Raw genomic sequence first — 23,507 nt, forward strand, 5'->3', positions numbered from 1 at the left:
AATTGCGTTAACTCACACTTTTTGTCAATGGACTGCTGGTGAACGCTTACGATAAATCAGGCAGGCGCAGCGCAATAGTGAGGTGAAATTGTTAATCTCGCCATTGTATTGCAAGGCTTCATTATGAATCGTGCTGATGAAGCGAGCCAATGTCAGATCTTGTTGTTCGGCGATCTCTTCGAGGATTTGCCAAAAACTCGCTTCAAGCTTGATGCTGGTAGCATGACCATCAATCCGGATAGAGCGGGCAATAGTTTGGTAGTTTTCCTGAGGTTGCTGAGAGAATATTTCACACATAAATGATGGCCTGAGCAGGGAAAACGGACATTTTTAACTGCTTCAGTGGTGAGAGTCAATTTTCGCCAAGGATAAAAAACGCCCCGAAGGGCGCTAAGTAGTGCGAGTTTTAATTCATCGTGTTATTTCACTTGTTGTTTAATGAACTCACCTAGCTCTGAGTGGTGCATGATTTTTGACACTGGCAGAATCTTATCTGCGGGTCCCCAGGCAAACACATTCACTGGTGTATGAGTATGTGTACCTGTACCCCAAACGATGTTTTGCCCCGTTGCCTGTTCACGGGCAAGTAGGTTGCCGCGGTCGTTGTAAGGGAAGAAAGCGTCAAAATCATTAATCGCCGGAACCTGTTCTTCAGCTAAGTACTTATGTTGCGCTAAACGGTATGGATTGGGTTTACTCGCTAAGACGTTTTTCGCTTGCTCGGCTGTGATTGGGAACTCGCTATTGCTATTCACGATCTCTGCTAGCTTCTCCGGTGTTTGTTGCGCTTTGTCCAGTTTCTGGAACTCGCTGATCATGCCATAGTAGCTCTGTTTCTGATTGTAGAGGCCATCAAGAATATCAAAGGCGCCAAAGTTAAAGTTAGGTGCGTAATCGCGCTTAGCAAATGCTTCGCCGGAACGTTTTTGCGGCTTTGGTAAATCTTTCGATGAGTAACTAAAGCCGAATGAGCCAGTTTCGTGATCTGCGGTAACAATGATTAGCGTGTCGTCACGACCTTGTGCCCACTCATAAACAGACTGTACTGCTTCATCGAATTTGATCATTTCATGCAGCATGGTGCCGGCATCGTTGCTGTGACCAGCCCAGTCGATCTGACCACCCTCAACCATTAGGAAGAAGCCATCTTGGTCTTTTGACAAGATGCTAAGCGCTTTATCAGTCATCTCTTTCAGGCTTGGCTGAGTGCGTTCAACACTGTCTTTGCTGTTGCTGTAAGCAATACCATCATCCATGCCTGAGTACGCGAACAGGCCAAGTAGTTTGTCACCGTCAGCTTTATCCATCATGGTGCGGTTAAATGCCAGCTGGTAGCCGTCATCTTTTGCTTCGCTAATCAGGTTACGCTCGTCTTTACGTTTAGATTTCAGGTAAACGTCACCTTGAGTGAGTGTTTGCAGAGCCTTGTAGGTCGCGCCTTTTTCGTTGGTTGATTTCGGGATCCAGTGACGCAGGCCACCAGATAACATCACATCGACGCCAGTCTCTAGCATATCGGCAGCGATATCGTTCTCTAATGAACGATGCGGCTGATGAGCAGCAAAGGCAGCCGGCGTCGCATGGGTCATGCGAGTATCCGAAACTAAACCTGTCGCTTTGCCAACGCGTTTGGCTTGTTCTAATACCGTCTCAACATGGTTGCCTTGTGAGTCGACACCAATGACTTCAGAACCTGTGTAAATACCAGTAGCCAGCATCGTTGCTGAACAGGCTGAATCGACGACGATTGCGTCTTGCGGATGAGTGAGTGAAGAACCTATCACACCTTCCTGTGCCAGCTTATAAAGGGCCGTTGTATTGCCTTTGTAAATTGAGTTAGGCGCCTGGTTTGCGTATGTTTCTAGCAGACCAACTTGTTGCGGGCCCATGCCGTCACCAATCATCAGGATAACGTTTTTGATTTCTGCAGAAAGTGCGTTAAAAGAAAGTGCAGAAGTCGCTACAGCGGCAATAATAGGTTTAGTTAGGTGCTTCATTGCATTGTCCTTATTTCTAAAAGCGACACGATTAAAACACCGATTTATGGCAGAGATGTTTCACATTTATTGCATAAATATAAAATTGAGCTTTTATTCGATTTTGACCGCAGCAATAAAAAAAGCTCACCAAACGGTGAGCTTTGAACTTAAGGAAGGAGAAAAGCAATGACTAAAGAATCGGTCTAGCTTGCTGCCGCATTGATGACAGCCAGATTGAATTCACTGCGAGCATTCTGAGCCTGCTCTGACGCCGCTACTTTGGCATCCTGAGCCTTTGATACTGCATCAAGCGCACTTTGAAGCTCATCTTGTAGTTCTTGAGGGAGATGGTGGTCTGAGAACTCTTGTTCTCCATCATGTTCTAAAGCGAATGCGCGAATACGTTTTTTCACTTTCATCACGTTAGCAAGCACTTCACGCTCTAGCTCAGCCGCTTCTTGCGCTGCATCACGACTACGTTCAAAACGCGCTAATGCCATACCTTCAGAAGACCAAGGATCCATTTCTGGCAGGTCTTCGATGTTGATTGTCGGCTCAACATAATCTTTCTGATGACGTAGATCGAGGCTGGTAGCGCGAACCGCTGAAATCATCAACATAACAGAGATACCAAGTAGTGGCAGACCGCCAACAATCGCAGCAGTTTGTAGTGTACTTAAGCCACCCAGGAACATCAGTACCGTTGGCAGGAATGACAGGGTGAAAGCCCAGAACATACGGTTCCAGCGCATTGGCTCTTCAGTGACATTGTTCTGAACCACTGAAGCCAGAATGTATGAAATAGAGTCAAACGTTGTTGCGGTGAAGATAATACACAGAATCGTGAACACGGCGATAACCGCGGTGCCCATTGGCAGTGAACTCAACATAGAGAAGATCGCTTTGGTTGCGCCTTCACTGTTAAGAATACCGACTACATCCAGTTCTCCTGATAGTTGCAGTGACAGGCCATAGTTCCCAAGAATCATAAAGAACAGGAAACAGCCCATAGAGCCAAAGAAAATCGAGCCTGAAACCATCTGTTTAATCGTACGACCGCGAGAAATACGTGCCACGAACAGCCCCATACTAGGCGCGAATACTAACCACCAAGCCCAGTAGAAAATGGTCCAGTCTTGTGGGAAGTGGGTGTTATCAAAGGTACCGTAACCACCGAATGGTTCAGCCCAGGTCGCCATAACAAAGAAGTTAGACAACATGCGACCGATCGAGTCTAAGCCCGTTTCCAGCATGAAAATGGTCGGTCCTGCTGCAAGGACGAAAGCGAGCAGACCCATCGCACCCCAGAAGTTGATGTTACTCAGCACCTTAATCCCTTTCTCCATACCGGCGTAAGAAGAGTAGGCAAAAATCGCGGTACAGATAAGTAATACCACAATCTGGCTAAATGTGGTTTGTGGAATACCGAACAGGAAGTTTAGGCCTTCACCAATAAGCGGAGCCGCTAAGCCTAGTGTCGTTGCCGCACCACCTAACAGGCCGAAGATAAACAGCACATCAACGACTTTACCAGCAGCGCCTTTGGTGTGTTCTTCACCTAATACCGGCATTAGTGCGCTGGATACTTTCAATACGGGTTGTTTGCGAACATAGAAGAAGTAAGCGATTGGCAGGGCAGGGATAAGGTAAATTGCCCAAGCGATTGGTCCCCAGTGGAAAAGACCGTAGGTGGCAGCCCAGCGAACGGCTTCTTCGCTACCTGGTTCCAGTTGGAACGGCGGAGACTGGTAGTAATAGGCCCACTCGATGCAGCCCCAATAGAGGATACTGGCGCCGATACCACCACAGAACAGCATTGCCGCCCATGACGCCGTGGCAAATTCTGGTTCTTCGTCCGGGTCGCCCAGTTTGATTTGTCCCATGTCACTGAAAATGACATAGATCATGAAGAAAAAAGCACCTAGGCCAAGGGCCAGGTAGAGGAAACCGAGTTTATCGGTCATAAATGTTTTTGCTACAGCAATCCAATCTGCTCCTTGTTGAGGGAATAAGATCAAAGGAAAGACAATCGCAAGAAGGAGGGCGATTGCACCGAAAAAAGTCGGTTTATCAATAAGTGAAAATGAGTTGCGCACAGTTGATTTCCATAATTATGAGTACCTTAATTATGGACTCGCTGTGCTTTTATCGACAAACGAAGTTATTTGTCGACATGAGCACAGGCGTTGATAGAAAACGTCTCTACTGGCAGACAATTAAATGAGAGCCAGTAGAATGCCTCCAACGGTTGCCGCTGCGGAAAGATATTGCCCCGCAGAATAAGAGCCGTCTTCCTCTTCTTTGATCTTATCTGGATGATCCATGCCTAACGCGCCGTGTGCGAACGACTCAACTTTGTCACCGACAGTTTTGTTTTCATTTTTCGCTTGTACGCCTTCTTTCTCAATTTCCTGTAGTGCAGTTAGAAGTGCCTTACCTTCCTCGGAAAGGGTTACTTTATTCTGCTCGACTTTAAGTGGAGCAGGGTTGGTGGTTGCACTAACTGCATTGGCTTGAGGTTTTACCTGCTGGGTTGGGGACAGCTTAGCTGGCTCCATTCCTACTGGGGTCATATTGATCTCCTTACATCATCCTCAGCCAATATATCGGCTGCTTGATGAAAAACTTGTGCAAAATATGCGAGATTTGTATGAAAAAAGACCAAGCATAAACCGTGCCCAGTTATCACGTCGTTAATATTTTTTAACAAAGCGTAACGGGGGCATTGTTATCAAGCAAGAGCAGTGCCTATTTACAGATTAGCTGATCATTTCGTGTTGCTAAGTGCTGGAAGGCCGCAAGGCGGTTTTCTGCTTTTATGTAACGCGTCGGAGGCGCCAGTACGTGCAGGCGAAAATCACGATGATTATCAGGCTCGATAGTTGGCGAGCTTGTCGGTGTGATGACGACGATGTTAAGGCTGGGCATTCTTCGCAGTAAAGAGGCTTCGATTCCTAGACCTTGTTCAGTGTGAAACTTTCCTGCGATATGGATGATTTGATGACGAGGATTCTGCTTTAAGTAATCACTGATTGACTCTGCCATTGTTTCATCCCACGTGACTTGCGCTGCATATTGGCGCTCAGATTGTTCTGGTTTTCCATGATGCATAGATGCCATAAACTTCTCTTTGTAGGGGCTATAGCCCGTCTCGATCTCTCGGGCAAGATGCTGTCTCTCTTCATTCGAGAGTTTGTCTAGATAGCCGATACCCTGACGCCCAATACAGCGCACGAGAGGTTTAGGAGCGTTTGATGCAATGACGTCCAGTGAATTCGATTTGGCGAACTCGACCAGTGCTCGGTAGTCGCTCTCATAGTTAGGCCAGCCATTGGCGGTTTTGATCAGGGTCTGCTCGCCGATTTCACCATCAAGGTATGCATCCAATACTGACTGTTTGTCGCGTGCAAACTGTTCCATGGAGATCGTCAGGTGTGGGCTAGTGCGAAACAGCTGTTTGACGAGGTCGGTCTGAAAGCGGTGAATTGCGCTGTGTGTATGCCACTCACCAACCAGTATCACGTTGGCCTTCGTTAACGCGTCGGGTAGAGAATCGATTGATATCGGCTCGTTGTCTGGACTATAGAGTTGGTAGTCATAGAAACTGACGACACCTTGTGACTCGTGAGTAGGGCCGGCAGATGAGCAGGCGGTAAGGGCAATAAAACTCAATAAAACGGCGATATACCGAAGCATGATAGCAGCCTCCATTAACTTGAGCGGCAATAGTAATGGAGACTGTGAATGAACTCAATGAAAATGAGAATAATTATCGATTTTGGTTTATTGCTTGCGGTAAACCCGAATCATAAAGTCAGCCTCACACTCAAACAGTGTAGCCGATTTTAATTTTTCTCTAAGTGCGTCATCGGCTTTCCATGCAAATGGCGTCATTTGCAGCAGGTCGAAGCCATCCCCATCACTCAGCTTCATCGTGTAGCTTAGCGTCTCTTGATGCTCTAGAGCGAAACCTTCGATCGCTTCCGTTTCTTCACTATGTAAGCGAACATCAGGGTAGATCTCTTCTCTCAACTGATAGAGATGACGACCGGCAGGTGTGACCGTGATTACAACCCCATTTTCCGTCGTAACTCGATTGAGTTCTTGAGCATGACAAGGAGCGTAGATGCGGAGTACGGCATCAAAACTGCCATCAGCAAAAGGCAGCCTATGGCTTGAAGCTACCGAAAACTGACAGTTTGGATAGCGCTTAGCAGCGTAACGAATCGCTACTTTAGAAATATCTAAGCCATAAGTCGCGGAGTTCGCATCTTGTTGCTTTAGTGACTCAGATATTGCAGTTGTGTAGTAGCCTTCCCCGCAACCAATATCCAGTAAGCGATGCTTGCTGTTGATCAGCAGATCTGAAATCAAGTCTGCGACTCGTTGCTTCATCGGCTGGTAATAGTCTTTATTGAGAAAGCGTCGACGAGCTTGCATCATCTCTTTATTGTCACCGGGATCTTTCGAGCGTTTATGCTGCACAGGCATCAAGTTGAGATACCCCTCTTTGGCGAGATCAAAAGAGTGATTATTCTCGCAGCGATAGGTACGCTCGCTGAGGGAGAGAGTGTGGTGACATAATGGGCAGGTGTAGGACATAACTGGCTCTAATCGATACTGAGTGGGCGAAGTTTATCAGGAAGCAGGGCGGCAGACTAGCGGCGACCTGACGGGTCTTTTAACGAGGTAGTAAGGAATTGATTTCGAGGAGAGAAAATGTCGCAGGACGTTATCCTGCGACAAAAGCCGTTAGTTTGCCGAAATGGTGGTCACTAGCTCATAACCTTCGCCAGATTGCAGCGACTTTCCTTGCTCAAGAGATTGAGCATGAAGGGTCGACTCAACACACAGGAAGGTTTGGTAGCCGTTGTCTTCCATGTCAGCCATAGATGTTGCGCCTTCTGCCCATGGGTTCCAAAGAACGGCTGAGTTATGCCCCTGATTCTCTACTTTGATGGTGCGATTCAGAACGGGATCTTGAACCAGAATTTCTTGCTCTGGCTTAGTGTAAACACGATCAATGGTGTCGGTGAGTTTGAGTACGTCACCACCTTGGCATCGTTTTCCTGCCTGTAAGCTATCTATGTACTCCGAACCCATACCTGTAGTTTGAGCCTGAGCGATGTCGCCAACGTTTAGATAAGTGTGCAACGCGCCAGAGAACATCCAAGATTTGTCGTCGGTATTGGTCACTTTTAGCGTGACTTTAAGCTGTTCCGTCACCTCAACAATCAGGCGAGCATCAAATTGATACGGCCAGATTGCTTGTGTCTCTTTACTATCGCTCAGGCCTAGCTCAACGATAACACCATGTTCATTTTCACGATGTTCAATCAGTTGCCATTGCGATGAGCGCGCAAAGCCATGTGCGGGAGCGGCAATTCTGCCAAACCAAGGCCAGCAAACAGGAATGCCGCCACGTAGTGCAGCGCTACCATCAAAAATAGCCTCTTCGCTCATCCAGATCAGTTCAGGCTGACCAACTGGCTGAAACGAAACGACATGACCGCCGTGCAGAGCTATGCCTGCGGTGGCTTTATCATGAATAATGCGAACGATTTTAACCTTGTCTTTTTCAACGATAGTGACGTTGTCAGAAAGAACGGTTAAAGCAGGTAGTTGAGTTAAATTCATTCTATTGTCCCTGATGAGAGAAATTACATTCAACTGTCCACTCGGTAGCAATGAACAATGGGCTGTAATCTCGATAGTATTACCAAACCAACAGATACTAAAAAGGCGACTCAAGAGCCGCCTTTTCTTTAACGAAATTCTTCGCTAAACGCTGACTAAGTAAAAATTACTTAGAGATGTGAGCGATTAGGTCTAGAACTTTGTTTGAGTAACCGATTTCGTTGTCGTACCAAGATACAACTTTAACGAAGTTATCAGTTAGAGCGATACCAGCTTTAGCATCGAATACTGAAGTTTGAACTTCACCGATGAAGTCTTGAGATACAACTTGATCTTCAGTGTAGCCTAGAACGCCTTTTAGTTCGCCTTCAGAAGCTTCTTTCATTGCTGCACAGATAGCTTCGTAAGATGCGCCTTTCTCTAGGTTAACTGTTAGGTCAACTACAGAAACGTTAGCTGTTGGTACGCGGAAAGCCATACCAGTTAGTTTGCCGTTTAGTTCTGGAAGAACAACGCCTACAGCTTTAGCAGCACCAGTTGAAGATGGGATGATGTTCTGAGAAGCACCACGACCACCGCGCCAGTCTTTAGCAGAAGGACCGTCTACAGTTTTTTGAGTTGCTGTAGTAGCGTGAACTGTAGTCATAAGACCAGATACGATACCGAACTTGTCGTTAAGAACTTTAGCAACAGGCGCTAGACAGTTAGTAGTACAAGAAGCGTTAGAAACGATGTCTTGACCAGCGTAAGTAGCGTGGTTAACGCCCATTACGAACATTGGAGTAGCGTCTTTAGAAGGGCCAGTTAGAACAACTTTCTTCGCACCAGCAGTGATGTGCTTACGTGCAGTCTCGTCTGTTAGGAAAAGCCCCGTTGCTTCAGCTACTACGTCAACACCGATTTCGTCCCATTTTAGGTCTTCTGGGTTGCGCTCTGCAGTAACACGTACAGTTTTACCGTTAACGACTAGGTTACCACCTTCAACTTCAACAGTACCGTTGAAACGGCCGTGAGTTGAGTCGTACTTAAGCATGTATGCCATGTAATCTACATCGATAAGGTCGTTGATACCTACTACTTCGATGTCTGCGCGCTCTTGTGCTGCACGGAATACGAAACGACCGATACGGCCAAAACCGTTAATACCTACTTTGATAGTCATTATAGTTGCTCCACAACTTAATTTCTGATTAAAGATAACTGGTAGTAAAATTACAGAATCCAGTCAAAATCTGCAACAGATAATCGGACTTAACTTGTTTAAAGTCAAAAAAAAGCGTCGCTTTTTTTCACAATTAGTCGCAAATGGTCATGTTTTGAACGGATTACTGGTTTTTTCCCTAACCAGTTGACGTAAAATAGTTCAGATGTTGACAGCTGTGCTGAAAGTTTAACCATCCTGTCATGGTCTCAAAGTATGTGCTACAAAGGTTATTATTCGCAAGTTTTTCGCGAAAAAAGTCAGAATAAAAAGTGAGAATGTGGAGATTTAAGCCCGTGAAACATAAGGTAGAAAAGGTTGTGAAGCCTGATGAATACTGGCGTGAGATGTTGTCTGATGAGCAATATCGTATCTGTAGGGAGCAAGGTACAGAAGCACCGTTTTCCGGTAAGCTACTGCATAACAAACAAACCGGAGTTTACTCTTGTACGTGCTGCCAAGCACCACTATTCACCTCAGACAACAAGTACGATTCGGGATGTGGTTGGCCTAGTTTTGATGCCCCTATCAATAGTGAGGCAATTCGCTATTTAGAAGATCTCAGTCACGGAATGGTGAGAATTGAGATTAGATGTGCAGCGTGTGATAGCCATCTGGGTCACGTTTTTCCTGATGGACCCAAGACGACAGGTGAGAGATTCTGTGTGAACTCTGTGTCGTTAATTTTCAACAATTCATAAAAATAGCGGTGATTTAATCACCGCTATTTGTTTTATCCTTTCAATGAATGGTTTATGGCTACTTAAACCTAGGGACGATTGACGCGTTAAATGTCCCGTTATTCACCATCTCTTCTATCTTCTCTGCAATATCATCTAACTGGCTATAAGTACTGCTATCAAAACCGTATAGCAATTGCAGCTCACTTTTCGAAGCAATTGGTACGTTGAAGCGTTGCGCTACCATAGTCCAAATATACGCCTCTTCTTTATCGCCGAGTCGATAGGTGGTGCTCGCCAAGGATTTGAATATTTCAGTGTTAACTTTGCCGCGCTTAGTGAGTTCTAGTGCATGAACGAGAAGTTGTCGAGTTTTAGCTTGATCTCTGCTGGTATAGAATGTTGCCAAAGCATACTGCATCTCAGCCGTTTCGAGAGACGGTGTCCCTTCTAACTGCAAAAACGCTCGACGGGCAGGGTCACTGCCAGTTTGACTCCATAAAAAATAGAGAGATTGAGGGGAATCGGATTTTTCTAGTCGGGAGACAATGGCCTCTAAGTCTTGGCCTGAGTTAATTAATGCATCAAAGCGACGTTGTTTGAGTCCTGACTGATCAATGGGTTGAATTTGAGAAGCAAGTTCGAGGCACTTCTTGTAGGTTGAAAGTAGTGCGTACTCTTTGATGTAGTTATCGTCGTTCGGGTTTTTCAGCACTTCGAAGCGATGCCATATTAGATCAGTCCGTGGCACTCGACACTGACCGTCTCCGACATTAAGTCGTTGGCATTGAAGCCCTGGATTATCATTACAAAGTTGTTCAGTATTTTTGTTTCCTTCAAAACAACCAGTGAGCGCAATACTTGCGCTCAGTAAAGTGAGGACATTCGTTAGTTTCATATTATTATTGCTTGTGATCCGTTACGCTTATTATTAGCAGTTGCCTTGACTCAAGCTCCCAGCCAGTTAATGTTCGTCTATCTTGATTGATTATAGGATATACCATGGACGCAGAGCAGTTAATTAACGCCATCACACCAGAGGCATATGAGCGTCTACTTTTTGCTGTAGAAACAGGTAAGTGGCCTGAGGGTACCCCACTTTCTCAACAGCAGCGAGATTCTTGTATGCAGGCTGTGATGTTGTATCAATCTAAACACAATTCTGAAGCTCAGCACATGACGGTTGCCAAAGGTGGAGAGATTAGCTTTAAACTGAAGAAGCAATTCCAACAAGGGCAAGAGGATATTGTCCGCGTTAATCCTAATTTGAATGACTAACGCTTCAATAAACCAAAAAAGCAGGCACGATGCCTGCTTTTTTATCGGTGGTTAAACCGTTAACCGCAGCACTTTTTGAATTTTTTGCCGCTACCACAAATACAGGGGTCGTTACGACCGATTTTCAACTGGCTAATGGTTTGGCTCAATCGAACATCGACAGGCTTTTGTTCTTCGGGGAACGTGCCGTCGATATAGAACCAAAGGCCGCCTTCTCGAACGAATCTTGAGCGTTCTTCTAAACAGTACTGCTGGCCATCTTGATTGAAAAAGGCTTTGAATGTGACAAAACCTTCGTTGTCATCCTTGCCTGACTCCGTGCCGACAACGTCTAAGCCACACCAATCACTGTTAATTGACTCAGCTATCTCGTCACGCTGCTGCGAAGCGTTGCAACTCGGGTGATATGTGTTTACCACATAGTCTACTAAGCCTTTCACGTGTGCTGAGTAGCGCGAACGCATCAGTTGTTCGGGGGTTTTGGCTAGTGCATGGTTGTTATGGATAGGTTCACAACAGACGGTGTAATCTTGTGAACTGCCACAAGGACACGAACTCATAAAGACTCCAATTAATTCGTTTTAACCGATAGAAGATCAGCCGTCCATTTCACCGATGAGTCGTAACACTCGCTTAGAATGTCATGATCTAAGCCAATGTTCTCACATCGCTGATGGACCTCGTCCCACTCAGCGTGTTCGTACGCTTTGGTCAGGGTGAGAATGTCGCCAAGTATGCCTTCGTTGGCAATAATTGCGAGTTTTATCGTTTGGTCGATTGAGATTTCTTCAAGAATTTGTGCCAGTGGGCGATCTAGTAAACTGTCCAATAGCGAAAACATGCCGGTTAAGAATGCATGTCCTGGTTCGAGTTTTGCGTCAAGATTAGAGGCCAGCAGCTCACAGTATCGCGCTCTTTGAATGGACAAGCCATACAAGTAATCTGGTTTGCTATTTTGCGTAGAGGCAAGCGCGACGAGAGAAATAAACTTACGCAGTTTCTCTTCCCCTAGATACACCAGCGCTTGCTTGAAAGATTGGATTTTTGAGCAAACGATAGAAGAGGAATTAACAAAGGCCAGTAACTTATAGGACAGCGTCAGATCTTTGGTGATGAGTGCTTCAATTGCCGTGTAATCCATATCCGGTTTAGACACTTCGGTCAGTAACTGAACCACTGTCATGAAGGACGGTTCAAGCGATTTACGGCTGATCATTTCGGGTTTGCTGAAAAAGTAACCCTGAAAATAGTCAAATCCAGCGGATTTAGCTTGTTCGAACTCTTCATAGGTTTCCACTTTTTCTGCGAGAAACTCAATATTGGAACCTGCAAGTCTGAGTATAAAAATACGAGCTTTTTCGATAGAAACTTGGCGGATATCGAATTTGATCAGGGAAATGTAAGGTAAAAATGTTTTCCATTCTCTGGTTGGCACAAAATCATCGAGTGCCATCTTATAGCCAAGGGCTGACATCTCTTTAACAGCCTGCAATAACTCTTTAGTGGGGGCACAGTTTTCTAAGATTTCAACGATGAGACTGTCTGATGGGAAAAGGGTCGGCACCTTATTAATCAGGCTTTGGTAAGGGAAATTGACAAAGCCTAACTTGTCTCCCAACGTTTCATAGTGAGTAGAAAGGAAGTGATCTGACAGCAGGCGGCTTGTCGCTTGCTCAGGATCAATATCTGGAAACGTGTTTTGGGGACCATCCCTAAACAGGAGCTCATATCCAACCGTGTGTTTATCTTTATTGAGAATGGGTTGTCTTGCTATATACGAGTGTTTCAAGGTAGTTACCGCGCTTCTTGTCTAAATTTATTGGCTCAAAATCACCGGAAATGGTACGGCATATTGTGCACAATTTCAGTCACTTAACCAGAAAAAGGTCTTTGTTGTAGGTCGAAATTATTTTTGTTGTAGACCAATACTGAACCGTGAGTGTACCAGTCACCCAACACTATTCTAGTATAGACTCGATTACCTTGTTCAAAAGTGTGAACATTCGGCCGGTGTGTATGGCCATGGATCATAAGTTCTACATTGTATTCGGTCATCACTTTCTCTACTTCGCCTTGTGTCACATCCATGATGTCTAGAGATTTGTTTTTTTTGTCATCTTTGATGTCAGACTGAACTTTAGACACAATCTTCTTTTTTATGAACATTGGAATGCGATTGAAAATCCATTGCAGCCAAGGTTGGTGTACTTTGGCACGAAATTCGAGGTATTTAACGTCATCGGTACACAGGGTATCACCGTGGAGTACGACGGCCTTGGTACCATAAAGGTCTATCACGGTTTCATCGCCAAGGAGCGTAACTCCCGTCTGCTTAGCAAATCGGCGACCAACGAGAAAATCGCGATTACCCTGAGTAAAAAAGCAAGCAACGCCGTGGTCAGTGAGTCTCTTAAATTCGTCCCGTATGCTTGAGGCAAATTCGGAGCGGTCATCATCACCAATCCAGAATTCAAATAAGTCACCCAGAACATAAAGTGCATCGGCGTGGATTGCTTCCTCGCGCATAAAACGGATAAAGCATGACGTCGTTTCAGGTGTCGTCGGGGATAGGTGTAGATCAGAAATAAATAGTGTGGTCATAGTAGATTAAAGAAGAGAGCGCAGGGCGCTCTCTTGAATCGGATTATTCTTCGATTGTTGTGCTAGTGATGAACACTTCTTTAAGCGGTACGTCTTGGTGCATGCCCATAGAACCGGTACTTACACCTTTAATCTTGTCAACGATGTCCATACCTTCAACCACTTCTCCGAATACACAGTAACCCCAGCCATCTAGGCTTTCGCTACGGAAATCTAGGAAAGTGTTGTTGTTAACGTTGATGAAGAACTGAGAGCTTGCCGAATGCGGTTCCATAGTACGTGCCATCGCAATGGTACCTACTTTGTTGCTCAGACCGTTATTTGCTTCGTTTTTGATTGGATCACGAGTCGGTTTTTCACGAAGACCAGACTCCATACCGCCACCTTGAATCATGAAACCATCGATAACACGGTGGAACAGTGTGTTGTCGTAAAAACCATCACGGCAGTACTGTAGGAAGTTTGCGCTAGTTTTTGGTGCTTTTTCTTCATTTAGTTGAATTTTGATGTCACCAAAATTTGTGTGAAGGGTGATCATGATTTTGTCCTTTACATATGTTTTTGACTTGAAGCAAAGATTCTAGCGTAACTTTTGCGACATTAATACGTGAAAAGCGCAGGTTGAGAGCTGAGTAGCAGTGCTAATGATGGCTTTTTAACCGTTTGAGGGATTACCTATTAGTGCATGACTTGATATACTGGCTCACTATTTTGATTCACTGGAAATATTAGAAAGAGATCATGTTAAAGATATACAACACACTCACAAGACAGAAAGAGGAATTCAAACCAATCAATGCCGGTAAAATCGGCATGTATGTCTGTGGAGTAACCATCTATGATCTCTGTCATATTGGCCACGGTCGTACCTTTGTTTCTTTTGATGTTGTCTCTCGTTACCTGCGTTACTTAGGTTATGACCTAACGTTTGTTCGCAATATTACCGACATTGATGACAAAATTATCAAACGTGCCAACGAAAACGGTGAAAGCTGTGATTCATTAACGGAACGTCTGATTGGTGAAATGCACGCTGATTTTGATGCATTGAACATGAAGCGTCCTGATGTTGAGCCGCGTGCGACAGAATTTATTGCAGAAATCATTGAACTGGTTGAAAAACTTATCGAGCGTGGTTTTGCTTATGTAGCCAGCAACGGCGACGTTATGTTCGAAGTTAAGAAGTTCGATGAATACGGTAAGCTATCAAAGCAAGATCTTGACCAACTTCAAGCGGGCGCACGTGTTGATGTAGAAAGCGCAAAACGCAGTCCGCTTGACTTTGTGTTGTGGAAAATGTCGAAACCGGGTGAACCAACTTGGAAATCACCTTGGGGCCCTGGTCGTCCAGGTTGGCATATTGAATGTTCGGCGATGAACTCATCAATTTTGGGCAACCATTTTGATATTCACGGCGGCGGTTCTGATTTGCAGTTCCCTCACCACGAAAATGAAATTGCTCAATCATGCTGTGCTCATGGCACTCAGTACGTAAATACTTGGATGCATAGCGGCATGGTGATGGTAGACAAAGAGAAAATGTCTAAGTCGCTAGGAAACTTCTTCACCATCCGTGATGTCCTTGAACATTACGACGCTGAGACTGTTCGTTATTTCCTAATGTCAGGTCACTACCGCAGTCAACTGAACTACAGCGAAGAGAACCTCAATCAAGCTCGTGCGTCTCTTGAGCGTTTATACACGGCTCTGCGTGGATTGGATCTGACAACGCCAGCCGCTGGTGGAGAGGAGTATGTTACTCGCTTTGCAGAAGCAATGAATGACGACTTCAATACACCAGAAGCTTACTCAGTGCTGTTTGATATGGCGCGTGAGATCAACCGTCTTAAAACTGAAAACTTATCGGCGGCAAGTGCTTTAGGCTCATTGATGCGCGAACTCGCTGATGTGATTGGTATCTTACACCAAGATCCTGAAGCGTTCCTTAAGGGTGACGCTGGCAGCGATGATGAAGTAGCAGAGATTGAAGCGCTGATTAAGCTACGTAACGATAGCCGTGCTTCAAAAGATTGGGCGAATGCAGATATGGCTCGAGACAAGCTAAACGAGATGGGTATCGTGCTAGAAGATGGTCCAGAGGGCACCACTTGGCGTCGTAAGTGATAGATCTCGATGCGATTGATGCCTTGTTCAGTTTTAAATCTGTGGGTGAGCGTTAAGTCGATCGCATTGGTATAGCAATTTTCTAAGGGCTGTTTATTCAGCCCTTTTGTTTATTTTTTTGATTATTTTGATGGGTAAAAACAGTGGCTCAGATGTACTTCTACTACTCTGCAATGAATGCGGGTAAATCAACCACTCTTCTTCAATCTTCGTTTAACTACCAAGAGCGAGGAATGACACCAGTTATTTTTACCGCTGCGTTAGACAATCGTTACGGTGTCGGTAAAGTCAGTTCACGTATTGGTTTACAGTCGGATGCGCATCTGTACAACTCTGCGACCAATCTCTATCAGGAAATTTCTAGCCTTAATGAAGTCGAGAAGCGTCACTGCATCTTGGTCGATGAGTGTCAGTTCCTGAGCAAAGAGCAAGTTTACCAATTGACCGAAGTGGTTGATAAACTTCATATTCCAGTATTGTGCTACGGATTGAGAACCGATTTCTTAGGTGAGCTGTTTGAGGGGAGCAAATACTTGCTGTCTTGGGCAGACAAGCTTGTAGAACTAAAAACGATTTGTCACTGTGGCCGCAAAGCTAACATGGTCATCCGTACCGATGAAAATGGTGTTGCGATTGCGGAAGGCGATCAGGTTGCGATTGGTGGCAATGATAAATATGTTTCTGTCTGTCGTCAGCACTATAAAGAAGCGCTAGGTAAGTAGCAGATACAAAAAACGGAGCGCTAGCTCCGTTTTTTGTGTGTATTCGATAATCTGAGATTAACGAGCACGGAAGACGATGCGACCTTTAGATAGATCGTATGGAGTCATCTCTACAGTTACTTTGTCACCAGTAAGAATACGGATGTAGTTCTTACGCATTTTACCAGAGATGTGAGCAGTAACTACGTGGCCGTTTTCTAGCTCAACACGGAACATTGTGTTTGGAAGAGTATCAAGGACAGTGCCTTGCATCTCAATTACGTCTTCTTTAGCCATTTAATCCTCTTTTCAAAATGGACAATTCCAACCGGCGCACAATGCCGATCAAAATGAATTATGTAAAGTTGGGGCGTATTCTACCCTTGCCAACGCTGATTTACTAGCCTTTGATGACGCTGAAAACGGACTTTATAGTTCATCGCCGGACATTCATCAATTTGATAGCCCAAATAGAGCCACTGCTTACCTTGCTCAATACAGTATTCAGCTTGGAATAATACCGCTAAGGTACCTAAGGATAATGAGTGTTCAGGCTCAAAAAAGGTGTAAAACGCACTGGCGCTATTCGACAAGATATCTGTCACAGCGATAGCGACAAGTTGTTGCTCTTGGTAAATATGGAGAAACTGAGTGTTTAACCAATTGCATTTCGAAAACTGAGCAAACTCCTCTTTTTTAGGAGGGTACATTGAGCCACTTTTATGGCGAGACTCAATATAACGGGCATATAAATCAAACCAGTTATCGTCCATTCTCTCTTTCAATTGCCATTGATATTGAGCCGCTTTTTTTAATAGGCGCTTTTGATTGCGTGATGGTTCAAAATCAGGAATAGACAGGCGTAGCGCTTGGCAGGATTGGCACTGATCACAATGGGGTTTAGAGATCGTATCACCACTACGGATAAAGCCGTTGGCTAACAGTACCTCATAGCTAGAGCCGCAATGCATGGCAGGATCAAGTGCGACAGCAACGCGTTCCTGACGATCGGCTAAATAGCTGCAAGGATGACTGTCAGTCAATCCAATGCGGATTTGTTGCAGATCAGAACTCATTTATCTCCTCATATTTCACAAGTGAGCCACTGATTGTTAAAACAACCTTCAATGACAGGTTGGTTCTTAAATGATAGCAGTCTTTGCATGAAATCTTCACGCTGCAACTCAATAGCGCCAAGTGATTTTAGGTGGGCATTCATGACTTGGCAGTCAATCAGTTCCCCTGCATGTTTTTGAAAGTGGTCGCATAAATACCATAAGGCAATCTTAGATGCGTTGGTTTTTAAACTAAACATCGACTCACCACAGAATAGTTTACCGATTGAAAGACCATAAAGTCCACCTATCAACTCTTCCTGATGCCAAACCTCGACGGAATGACAGTGACCCGATTTCGCCAGTTGTTTATAGGCATCCCGCATATCTTCGTTAAGCCAAGTTTCATCCTCATGACGAGTCGAGGCACACAAGTCGATGACACGTTCTGTTGCTTGATTAATACTGACTTTATACTGATGCTTTCGCTGAAATTTTTTGAGACTTTTTGCTGGTTCAAATGTCTTAGGATTAAAGACTGCTCTTGGCGAAGGGCTCCACCAGAGAATCGGTTCTCCAGGGCCGTACCATGGGAAAATGCCATTTTGGTAGGCCAAAAGTAATCTGTCTGGTTGTAGATCGCCGCCAAAAGCGAGCAGGCCATTTGGATCGGCCAGTGCTTCCAAAGGCGAGGGGAACCAGAGTTCATCACAGTTAAGTTCAGTCAGATATATCGCCATGAATAAATAGAGGAAACAAGAATGAAGAAGTTGTTATGGATCATATTGGTTTTTCCCTTGATTGCCAATGCAGCTTACCAAAGAAATACCGCTCGGCCAGTCAACGAAGTGGTGTTTGGTCAAGTTGATACGGTGCGATATATCACCCAGCAAGAGATCGTCAAATCACAAGGTTCAGGATGGGAAACACTCCTTGGTGCCGTGGTTGGTGGAGTGGTTGGTAATCAATTTGGCGGCGGGACAGGCAAAGAAGTGGCTACCGCCGTTGGAGCGGTTGCCGGTGCCGGTATCGCACGTAGTAATGCGAACCAAGTCTATCGGATGGAACATAAGCTGGTGGAGTTGTTGATTGAAACCGAGCAGGGGAAGTTAATCGATGTAATTCAGGACATAGACAGCGGTATGCTGTTTGAAAAGGGCGATAAAGTTCGCATTCTATATTTTGATGATGGCGTTAGGGTCGATAAAGAGTATTGATAGTCATAATAGGCACCAAAGTCCCGACGACATATTTATTCAGTTTAATTGTGACTTTGCTCTGGTTTTACTAAGGCTTTTTAGATAGGCTGCAAGTACGAAGAATTTTTCATCATCTCGTTTAGGAAGACGGGCTGAGCAAGGAACATCAATTTAAATGGAAAGCCTTACGTTACAACCTATCAATAAAGTCAATGGTGAGGTCAACTTACCGGGTTCAAAAAGTGTTTCAAATCGTGCGTTACTTCTCGCAGCCTTAGCAAGTGGTACAACACGATTAACGAATTTGCTCGATAGCGACGATATTCGTCATATGCTGAATGCACTGAGCAAGCTAGGCGTGTCTTACCGTCTATCTGATGACAAAACTGTGTGTGAAGTCGAAGGTTTAGGTAAGCCTTTTCAAGCGACACAAGCACTAGAACTGTTTTTAGGCAACGCAGGTACAGCGATGCGTCCCCTTGCTGCCGCATTGTGTTTAGGTGAGGGAGAGTTCATCTTGACGGGTGAACCTCGTATGAAGGAGCGTCCTATTGGTCACTTGGTTGATGCATTGCGTCAAGCGGGGGCTAAAATTGAGTACCTAGAAAACGAAAACTACCCACCACTCAAAATCTTCGGCACTGGCCTGAAAGGCGGAATGGTCGAGATTGATGGCTCGATTTCAAGTCAGTTCCTAACTGCTTTCTTAATGTCGGCACCACTTGCTCAGGGTGATGTAACGATCAAAATCGTTGGTGAATTGGTATCAAAACCATACATCGATATCACGTTGCACATCATGGCTCAGTTTGGCGTTGAAGTAGAAAATAACGACTACCAAGAGTTTGTTATCCGTCATGGTCAACACTATGTTGCACCGGGGGACTTCTTAGTTGAAGGTGACGCGTCATCGGCATCTTACTTCCTAGCGGCGGCTGCGATCAAAGGCGGCGAGATCAAAGTGACAGGTATTGGTAAGACGAGTATTCAAGGTGATATTCAGTTTGCCGATGCTCTTGAAAAAATGGGTGCTGAGATTGAGTGGGGTGATGACTACGTTATCTCCCGCGTGGGTGAGCTTAAAGCGGTCGATATGGATTTCAACCATATTCCTGATGCGGCAATGACTATCGCAACCACTGCACTATTTGCCAAAGGTACTACCGCTATTCGCAATGTGTATAACTGGCGCGTTAAGGAAACCGATCGTTTGGCCGCGATGGCGACTGAGTTACGTAAAGTCGGTGCTGAAGTGGAAGAGGGTGAAGATTACCTGATTGTGACACCTCCGGAGCAACTTATCCACGCTGCGATCGATACCTACGATGATCACCGTATGGCAATGTGTTTCTCCCTTGTTGCACTCAGCGATACACCGGTAACCATTAACGATCCAAAGTGTACGTCAAAAACTTTCCCTGATTACTTTGACAAGTTGGAAGGGTTAAGTTCGTAGAGCGCTTTGCTTGCGGAGAGCTGGAACGGACTGCGTCCTTCGAGAGGTGCTGTGGTGATTGAGTCGAAAGTTGTAGGCAGTACTGGCTGATATTAAAACTTAATTGTCTGAATTTAAAAGAAAGGGTTGGCATGCTCTGTCAACCCTTGCAAGATTTTCTCGCTTCTCGCTTCTCGCTTCTCGCTTCTCGCTTCTCGCTACTTCTCTAAAGTAAACTCTTTCGACAAGTGATGTGCTAAGTACTTAAACATATTAAAAACAGCCGTTGTCTTCGTTGTTGGTAATCCATTGTCATCAAGAAAATAATTTCCTTTGAACACTAAGACGTCGTCTTTTTCTTCAACGCTGTCGGCTCGCATGCCATCAATGTAATCATCGTGTTCTTGGATGATGTGATTAGCAATCATGAGAAGCTCAAGTTGTGAAACGACTTTTTTTTCGCTCATTGGGGGATACCTTTGTAGATGATTTCTTCTAATTGAAGAGGTTTGCTGAAAATTGTATGAATAATGACGATAAAATCAATTGCGATAGATCAATCGCACTGCGGACACTTAGGCGCTGAAGCTTGTGGGTTTTGTGACTGGTGGCAAAAAACCTTATCTAAAGTTGGCATCGTAGATCTTATGCCGTTTAGTATGTGGCGTTTTCATAAGTTGCCCGAATCAATCGCGCATTATTTTGTCGTTTGGTAATGCTTACCATTTTTAAGACATCGCTGCATTGTCGAGCAGTCAATGTAGAAATTAAAAAAAGATATTGATCTTCTTGCAATCTCGCTCAATAGTAAAAAAAGAAGCAATGTATTAAGTATGTCGTGCGATATGTATCGCACTTGATAAAGGACACTTGAGTCAATTATGGGTAAGTCACTGGTTATTGTGGAGTCGCCTGCTAAGGCGAAGACCATCAATAAGTATTTAGGTAAGGACTTTATTGTAAAGTCCAGTGTAGGTCACGTACGTGATCTACCGACTGCTGGTCAAAGCACGGGCCAAAAAGCTGCGGCCGTATCAACCACAGGCTTAAGTGCTGAAGAAAAAGCGCGCATCAAGAAAGAAAAAGATCGTAAGTCACTGATTAAAAAAATGGGCATTGACCCATACCATGGCTGGGAAGCGAACTATCAAATTCTGCCGGGCAAAGAAAAAGTCGTTGCAGAATTACAGAAGTTAGCCAAAGACGCAGATTGCGTTTACCTAGCAACCGATTTAGACCGCGAGGGAGAGGCTATCGCTTGGCACCTTCGTGAGATCATCGGTGGCGATGAAGAGCGATACAAACGCGTTGTATTCAACGAAATTACTAAAAATGCTATCCAACAAGCGTTCGAAAAACCGGGCGAATTGAGCATGGATGGCGTTAATGCGCAACAAGCACGTCGTTTCATGGACCGTGTGGTGGGCTTTATGGTCTCGCCACTACTGTGGAAGAAAGTCGCACGTGGTTTGTCTGCTGGCCGTGTTCAGTCCGTTGCAGTAAAGCTATTGGTTGAACGTGAGCGTGAAATCAAAGCGTTTATTCCAGAAGAGTTTTGGGATATCCATGCTGATACTAAAACGCAAGACAAAACAGACTTCCGCCTACAAGTCGCGCAGAAAGATGGTGTTGCGTTTAAACCAGTTAACGAAGCCGAAACTAAAGCGGCTATTGCTGTGCTTGAAAAAGCGCGCTACGAAGTGTGTAAGCGTGAAGACCGACCTACATCAAGCAAACCATCCGCACCATTTATTACATCTACGCTGCAACAGGCTGCCAGTACGCGCCTAGGTTACGGTGTTAAGAAAACCATGATGCTCGCTCAGCGTCTTTACGAAGCGGGTTACATCACTTATATGCGTACCGACTCTACAAACCTGAGTGCGGAAGCGGTTGAGACTGTGCGTGGTTATATCGGTAATGAGTTTGGTGAGGCATACCTTCCTGCGAAGCCAAATGTCTATGGCAGTAAGCAAGGTGCTCAAGAAGCGCACGAAGCGATTCGTCCATCCGATGTCTCTGTGAAGTCAGAAGATCTTCAAGCAATGGAAGCCGATGCGCACAAGCTATATTCATTGATTTGGAACCAGTTTGTTGCCTGTCAAATGACCCCAGCTCAGTACGACTCGACCACGGTAAGTGTAAAAGCTGAGGAGTACACCCTCAAAGCTAAAGGTCGTATTCTTAAGTTTGATGGCTGGACTCGTGTTCAACGTCCACTTGGCAAGAACGAGGACCAGATCCTACCTGCGGTTCAAGTTGGCGACAGTATCGAATTGGTCAATCTTGATCCTAAGCAACACTTTACTAAGCCGCCAGCGCGTTTTACAGAAGCTGCCTTGGTAAAAGAGCTTGAGAAACGTGGTATTGGTCGTCCATCGACCTATGCATCAATCATCTCTACGATTCAGGATCGTGGTTACGTTAAGGTTGAACAACGTCGTTTCTATGCAGAGAAGATGGGTGAGATCGTTACAGACCGTCTAGATGGTAGTTTTGATGACCTGATGAACTATGAGTTCACGTCTCGTATGGAAGAGAAGCTTGACCAAATCGCTGAAGGTGAAGCGAATTGGAAAGGCGTACTTGACGACTTCTTTAATGACTTCACGAGCGATCTTGAAAAAGCTGAGCAGGATGAAGATCAAGGCGGCATGAAGCCTAACCACATCGTATACACCGATATCGAATGTCCGACATGTTCGCGTCCTATGGGTATTCGTACTGCATCTACCGGCGTGTTCCTTGGTTGTTCTGGCTATGCACTACCGCCTAAAGAGCGCTGTAAGACAACGATCAACTTGGGTGACGAAGACGGCATTATCAATGTTCTCGAAGAGGATGTTGAAACAGCGGCTCTACGAGCTAAGAAACGTTGTCCGATTTGCGAAACCGCGATGGATGCGTATCTGATTGACGATAAACGTAAAATGCACGTTTGTGGTAACAACCCAAATTGTGATGGTTACGTTGTTGAGCATGGTGAGTTCAAAGTGAAAGGGTACGATGGCCCTGTTGTCGAGTGTGACAAGTGTGGCAGTGATATGGTGCTCAAGAACGGTCGATTCGGCAAGTACATGGATTGTACGAGTGAAGAGTGTAAGAACACACGTAAGATCCTGAAAAACGGAGAAGTCGCGCCACCGAAAGAGGACCCTGTTCATTTGCCAGAACTGCCATGTGAGAACTCAGATGCTTACTTCGTACTTCGCGATGGTGCGTCAGGTTTGTTCCTAGCGGCGAGTACCTTCCCTAAATCACGTGAAACACGTGCACCTCTAGTGGAAGAACTGGTACGTTTTAAAGATCGTCTTTCAGCCAAATTCCATTACTTAACAGAAGCTCCAGAAAAAGATCCTGATGGTTTACCAATGGTGGTTCGTTTTAGTCGTAAGTCAAAAGAGAACTATGTCCGTACTGAAGTCGACGGTAAGCCTACCGGCTACACTGCACTTTATGTGGACGGTAAGTGGGAAATTACTGATAAGCGCAAGAAACCTGCAAAAAGCAAGTAGGGTATAGAATACGAAAGGCAGCCGATAATGGCTGCCTTTTCTTTTAGACGAACGCTTGTCTGTTTTCATATTTATGAGATCAATATACAATTATTTACCTAT

General features: G+C 45.0%; 24 protein-coding genes. 7 read left to right on the forward strand and 17 right to left on the reverse strand.

Annotated features, from left to right (window positions below):
* Positions 1 to 24: 24 nt before the first annotated feature.
* From DA100_RS12165 to gap, 8 genes are all read right to left on the reverse strand, one after another.
* The gene (locus tag DA100_RS12165; protein WP_138972384.1) at positions 25 to 297 is read right to left on the reverse strand and encodes a ribbon-helix-helix domain-containing protein; all 273 of its coding nucleotides are present in this window, start codon (positions 295 to 297) and stop codon (positions 25 to 27) included.
* Between the two features lie 122 nt (positions 298 to 419).
* Positions 420 to 1,997, reverse strand: coding sequence for an alkaline phosphatase (locus DA100_RS12170; RefSeq protein ID WP_138972385.1), 1,578 nt, complete (start codon positions 1,995 to 1,997; stop codon positions 420 to 422).
* A 185-nt stretch (positions 1,998 to 2,182) separates the two neighbouring features.
* On the reverse strand, positions 2,183 to 4,075 hold the full coding sequence (locus DA100_RS12175) for a BCCT family transporter (protein ID WP_138972386.1): 1,893 nt from the start codon (positions 4,073 to 4,075) through the stop codon (positions 2,183 to 2,185).
* 120 nt (positions 4,076 to 4,195) lie between these two features.
* Positions 4,196 to 4,552 carry a hypothetical protein gene (locus DA100_RS12180; RefSeq protein ID WP_138972387.1) on the reverse strand — a complete coding sequence of 119 codons (357 nt, stop codon included), beginning with the start codon at positions 4,550 to 4,552 and terminating at the stop codon, positions 4,196 to 4,198.
* 175 nt (positions 4,553 to 4,727) lie between these two features.
* On the reverse strand, positions 4,728 to 5,675 hold the full coding sequence (locus DA100_RS12185; RefSeq protein ID WP_138972388.1) for a ChaN family lipoprotein: 948 nt from the start codon (positions 5,673 to 5,675) through the stop codon (positions 4,728 to 4,730).
* 87 nt (positions 5,676 to 5,762) lie between these two features.
* On the reverse strand, positions 5,763 to 6,581 hold the full coding sequence (rlmA, locus tag DA100_RS12190; RefSeq protein ID WP_138972389.1) for a 23S rRNA (guanine(745)-N(1))-methyltransferase: 819 nt from the start codon (positions 6,579 to 6,581) through the stop codon (positions 5,763 to 5,765).
* 150 nt (positions 6,582 to 6,731) lie between these two features.
* Positions 6,732 to 7,616, reverse strand: a complete 885-nt coding sequence (locus DA100_RS12195) for a D-hexose-6-phosphate mutarotase (RefSeq protein ID WP_138972390.1) — start codon at positions 7,614 to 7,616, stop codon at positions 6,732 to 6,734.
* Positions 7,617 to 7,782: 166 nt separating this feature from the next.
* Positions 7,783 to 8,778, reverse strand: coding sequence for a type I glyceraldehyde-3-phosphate dehydrogenase (gene gap, locus DA100_RS12200; RefSeq protein ID WP_138972391.1), 996 nt, complete (start codon positions 8,776 to 8,778; stop codon positions 7,783 to 7,785).
* Between the two features lie 335 nt (positions 8,779 to 9,113).
* Between gap and msrB the strand changes: the two genes are divergently transcribed.
* Positions 9,114 to 9,518, forward strand: a complete 405-nt coding sequence (msrB, locus tag DA100_RS12205; protein ID WP_138972392.1) for a peptide-methionine (R)-S-oxide reductase MsrB — start codon at positions 9,114 to 9,116, stop codon at positions 9,516 to 9,518.
* Between the two features lie 58 nt (positions 9,519 to 9,576).
* On the opposite strand, the gene DA100_RS12210 is transcribed toward msrB, so the two are convergent.
* Positions 9,577 to 10,395 carry a DUF2989 domain-containing protein gene (locus tag DA100_RS12210; protein WP_138972393.1) on the reverse strand — a complete coding sequence of 273 codons (819 nt, stop codon included), beginning with the start codon at positions 10,393 to 10,395 and terminating at the stop codon, positions 9,577 to 9,579.
* Between the two features lie 104 nt (positions 10,396 to 10,499).
* On the opposite strand from DA100_RS12210, the gene DA100_RS12215 reads away from it, so the two are divergent.
* On the forward strand, positions 10,500 to 10,775 hold the full coding sequence (locus DA100_RS12215; RefSeq protein ID WP_138972394.1) for a DUF1315 family protein: 276 nt from the start codon (positions 10,500 to 10,502) through the stop codon (positions 10,773 to 10,775).
* A 59-nt stretch (positions 10,776 to 10,834) separates the two neighbouring features.
* On the opposite strand, the gene DA100_RS12220 is transcribed toward DA100_RS12215, so the two are convergent.
* From DA100_RS12220 to DA100_RS12235, 4 genes are all read right to left on the reverse strand, one after another.
* Entirely contained in the window at positions 10,835 to 11,335 is a 501-nt protein-coding gene (locus DA100_RS12220; protein WP_138972395.1) for a YchJ family protein, read from the reverse strand.
* Positions 11,336 to 11,346: 11 nt separating this feature from the next.
* Complete coding sequence (locus tag DA100_RS12225) at positions 11,347 to 12,564, reverse strand: EAL and HDOD domain-containing protein (RefSeq protein WP_138972396.1); 1,218 nt, start codon at positions 12,562 to 12,564, stop codon at positions 11,347 to 11,349.
* An 83-nt stretch (positions 12,565 to 12,647) separates the two neighbouring features.
* On the reverse strand, positions 12,648 to 13,376 hold the full coding sequence (gene lpxH / locus DA100_RS12230; protein WP_138972397.1) for a UDP-2,3-diacylglucosamine diphosphatase: 729 nt from the start codon (positions 13,374 to 13,376) through the stop codon (positions 12,648 to 12,650).
* A gap of 43 nt (positions 13,377 to 13,419) precedes the next feature.
* A complete protein-coding gene (locus DA100_RS12235) occupies positions 13,420 to 13,914 on the reverse strand; it encodes a peptidylprolyl isomerase (RefSeq protein WP_138972398.1) in 495 nt (164 codons plus the stop codon).
* Between the two features lie 203 nt (positions 13,915 to 14,117).
* Here DA100_RS12235 and cysS point away from each other — a divergent pair, with 203 nt between their 5' ends.
* On the forward strand, positions 14,118 to 15,500 hold the full coding sequence (cysS, locus tag DA100_RS12240; protein WP_138972399.1) for a cysteine--tRNA ligase: 1,383 nt from the start codon (positions 14,118 to 14,120) through the stop codon (positions 15,498 to 15,500).
* Positions 15,501 to 15,643: 143 nt separating this feature from the next.
* Positions 15,644 to 16,222, forward strand: coding sequence for a thymidine kinase (locus tag DA100_RS12245; RefSeq protein ID WP_138972400.1), 579 nt, complete (start codon positions 15,644 to 15,646; stop codon positions 16,220 to 16,222).
* Between the two features lie 57 nt (positions 16,223 to 16,279).
* Here the strand turns inward: DA100_RS12245 and infA are convergent, their stop codons facing one another.
* The 3 genes from infA to aat form a co-directional block, all read right to left on the reverse strand.
* Positions 16,280 to 16,498, reverse strand: a complete 219-nt coding sequence (gene infA / locus DA100_RS12250; protein WP_001040192.1) for a translation initiation factor IF-1 — start codon at positions 16,496 to 16,498, stop codon at positions 16,280 to 16,282.
* 80 nt (positions 16,499 to 16,578) lie between these two features.
* A complete protein-coding gene (locus DA100_RS12255) occupies positions 16,579 to 17,277 on the reverse strand; it encodes an arginyltransferase (protein ID WP_138972401.1) in 699 nt (232 codons plus the stop codon).
* An 8-nt stretch (positions 17,278 to 17,285) separates the two neighbouring features.
* The gene (gene aat, locus DA100_RS12260) at positions 17,286 to 17,996 is read right to left on the reverse strand and encodes a leucyl/phenylalanyl-tRNA--protein transferase (RefSeq protein WP_138972402.1); all 711 of its coding nucleotides are present in this window, start codon (positions 17,994 to 17,996) and stop codon (positions 17,286 to 17,288) included.
* A gap of 21 nt (positions 17,997 to 18,017) precedes the next feature.
* On the opposite strand from aat, the gene DA100_RS12265 reads away from it, so the two are divergent.
* Positions 18,018 to 18,473 (forward strand): glycine zipper 2TM domain-containing protein, encoded by a 456-nt coding sequence (locus DA100_RS12265; RefSeq protein ID WP_138972403.1) that lies wholly within the window; start codon positions 18,018 to 18,020, stop codon positions 18,471 to 18,473.
* 157 nt (positions 18,474 to 18,630) lie between these two features.
* The gene (gene aroA / locus DA100_RS12270) at positions 18,631 to 19,911 is read left to right on the forward strand and encodes a 3-phosphoshikimate 1-carboxyvinyltransferase (RefSeq protein ID WP_138972404.1); all 1,281 of its coding nucleotides are present in this window, start codon (positions 18,631 to 18,633) and stop codon (positions 19,909 to 19,911) included.
* A gap of 197 nt (positions 19,912 to 20,108) precedes the next feature.
* On the opposite strand, the gene DA100_RS12275 is transcribed toward aroA, so the two are convergent.
* Complete coding sequence (locus DA100_RS12275) at positions 20,109 to 20,357, reverse strand: YciN family protein (RefSeq protein WP_138972405.1); 249 nt, start codon at positions 20,355 to 20,357, stop codon at positions 20,109 to 20,111.
* A gap of 414 nt (positions 20,358 to 20,771) precedes the next feature.
* Here DA100_RS12275 and topA point away from each other — a divergent pair, with 414 nt between their 5' ends.
* On the forward strand, positions 20,772 to 23,405 hold the full coding sequence (gene topA / locus DA100_RS12280) for a type I DNA topoisomerase (RefSeq protein ID WP_138972406.1): 2,634 nt from the start codon (positions 20,772 to 20,774) through the stop codon (positions 23,403 to 23,405).
* The last annotated feature ends 102 nt before the right edge of the window (positions 23,406 to 23,507 follow it).

Source organism: Vibrio sp. Hep-1b-8 (assembly GCF_006124995.1).
Lineage (GTDB): Bacteria > Pseudomonadota > Gammaproteobacteria > Enterobacterales > Vibrionaceae > Vibrio.

Excerpts from the sequence above, each read along its gene's own strand:
- DA100_RS12165 (WP_138972384.1), bottom strand. The coding sequence starts at position 297 with ATGTGTGAAATATTCTCTCAGCAACCTCAGGAAAACTACCAAACTATT.
- DA100_RS12170 (WP_138972385.1), bottom strand. The coding sequence starts at position 1,997 with ATGAAGCACCTAACTAAACCTATTATTGCCGCTGTAGCGACTTCTGCA.
- DA100_RS12180 (WP_138972387.1), bottom strand. The coding sequence starts at position 4,552 with ATGACCCCAGTAGGAATGGAGCCAGCTAAGCTGTCCCCAACCCAGCAG.
- DA100_RS12185 (WP_138972388.1), bottom strand. The coding sequence starts at position 5,675 with ATGCTTCGGTATATCGCCGTTTTATTGAGTTTTATTGCCCTTACCGCC.
- rlmA (WP_138972389.1), bottom strand. The coding sequence starts at position 6,581 with ATGTCCTACACCTGCCCATTATGTCACCACACTCTCTCCCTCAGCGAG.
- DA100_RS12195 (WP_138972390.1), bottom strand. The coding sequence starts at position 7,616 with ATGAATTTAACTCAACTACCTGCTTTAACCGTTCTTTCTGACAACGTC.
- gap (WP_138972391.1), bottom strand. The coding sequence starts at position 8,778 with ATGACTATCAAAGTAGGTATTAACGGTTTTGGCCGTATCGGTCGTTTC.
- DA100_RS12210 (WP_138972393.1), bottom strand. The coding sequence starts at position 10,395 with ATGAAACTAACGAATGTCCTCACTTTACTGAGCGCAAGTATTGCGCTC.
- DA100_RS12215 (WP_138972394.1), top strand. The coding sequence starts at position 10,500 with ATGGACGCAGAGCAGTTAATTAACGCCATCACACCAGAGGCATATGAG.
- DA100_RS12220 (WP_138972395.1), bottom strand. The coding sequence starts at position 11,335 with ATGAGTTCGTGTCCTTGTGGCAGTTCACAAGATTACACCGTCTGTTGT.
- lpxH (WP_138972397.1), bottom strand. The coding sequence starts at position 13,376 with ATGACCACACTATTTATTTCTGATCTACACCTATCCCCGACGACACCT.
- DA100_RS12235 (WP_138972398.1), bottom strand. The coding sequence starts at position 13,914 with ATGATCACCCTTCACACAAATTTTGGTGACATCAAAATTCAACTAAAT.
- cysS (WP_138972399.1), top strand. The coding sequence starts at position 14,118 with ATGTTAAAGATATACAACACACTCACAAGACAGAAAGAGGAATTCAAA.
- infA (WP_001040192.1), bottom strand. The coding sequence starts at position 16,498 with ATGGCTAAAGAAGACGTAATTGAGATGCAAGGCACTGTCCTTGATACT.
- DA100_RS12255 (WP_138972401.1), bottom strand. The coding sequence starts at position 17,277 with ATGAGTTCTGATCTGCAACAAATCCGCATTGGATTGACTGACAGTCAT.
- aat (WP_138972402.1), bottom strand. The coding sequence starts at position 17,996 with ATGGCGATATATCTGACTGAACTTAACTGTGATGAACTCTGGTTCCCC.
- DA100_RS12265 (WP_138972403.1), top strand. The coding sequence starts at position 18,018 with ATGAAGAAGTTGTTATGGATCATATTGGTTTTTCCCTTGATTGCCAAT.
- aroA (WP_138972404.1), top strand. The coding sequence starts at position 18,631 with ATGGAAAGCCTTACGTTACAACCTATCAATAAAGTCAATGGTGAGGTC.
- DA100_RS12275 (WP_138972405.1), bottom strand. The coding sequence starts at position 20,357 with ATGAGCGAAAAAAAAGTCGTTTCACAACTTGAGCTTCTCATGATTGCT.
- topA (WP_138972406.1), top strand. The coding sequence starts at position 20,772 with ATGGGTAAGTCACTGGTTATTGTGGAGTCGCCTGCTAAGGCGAAGACC.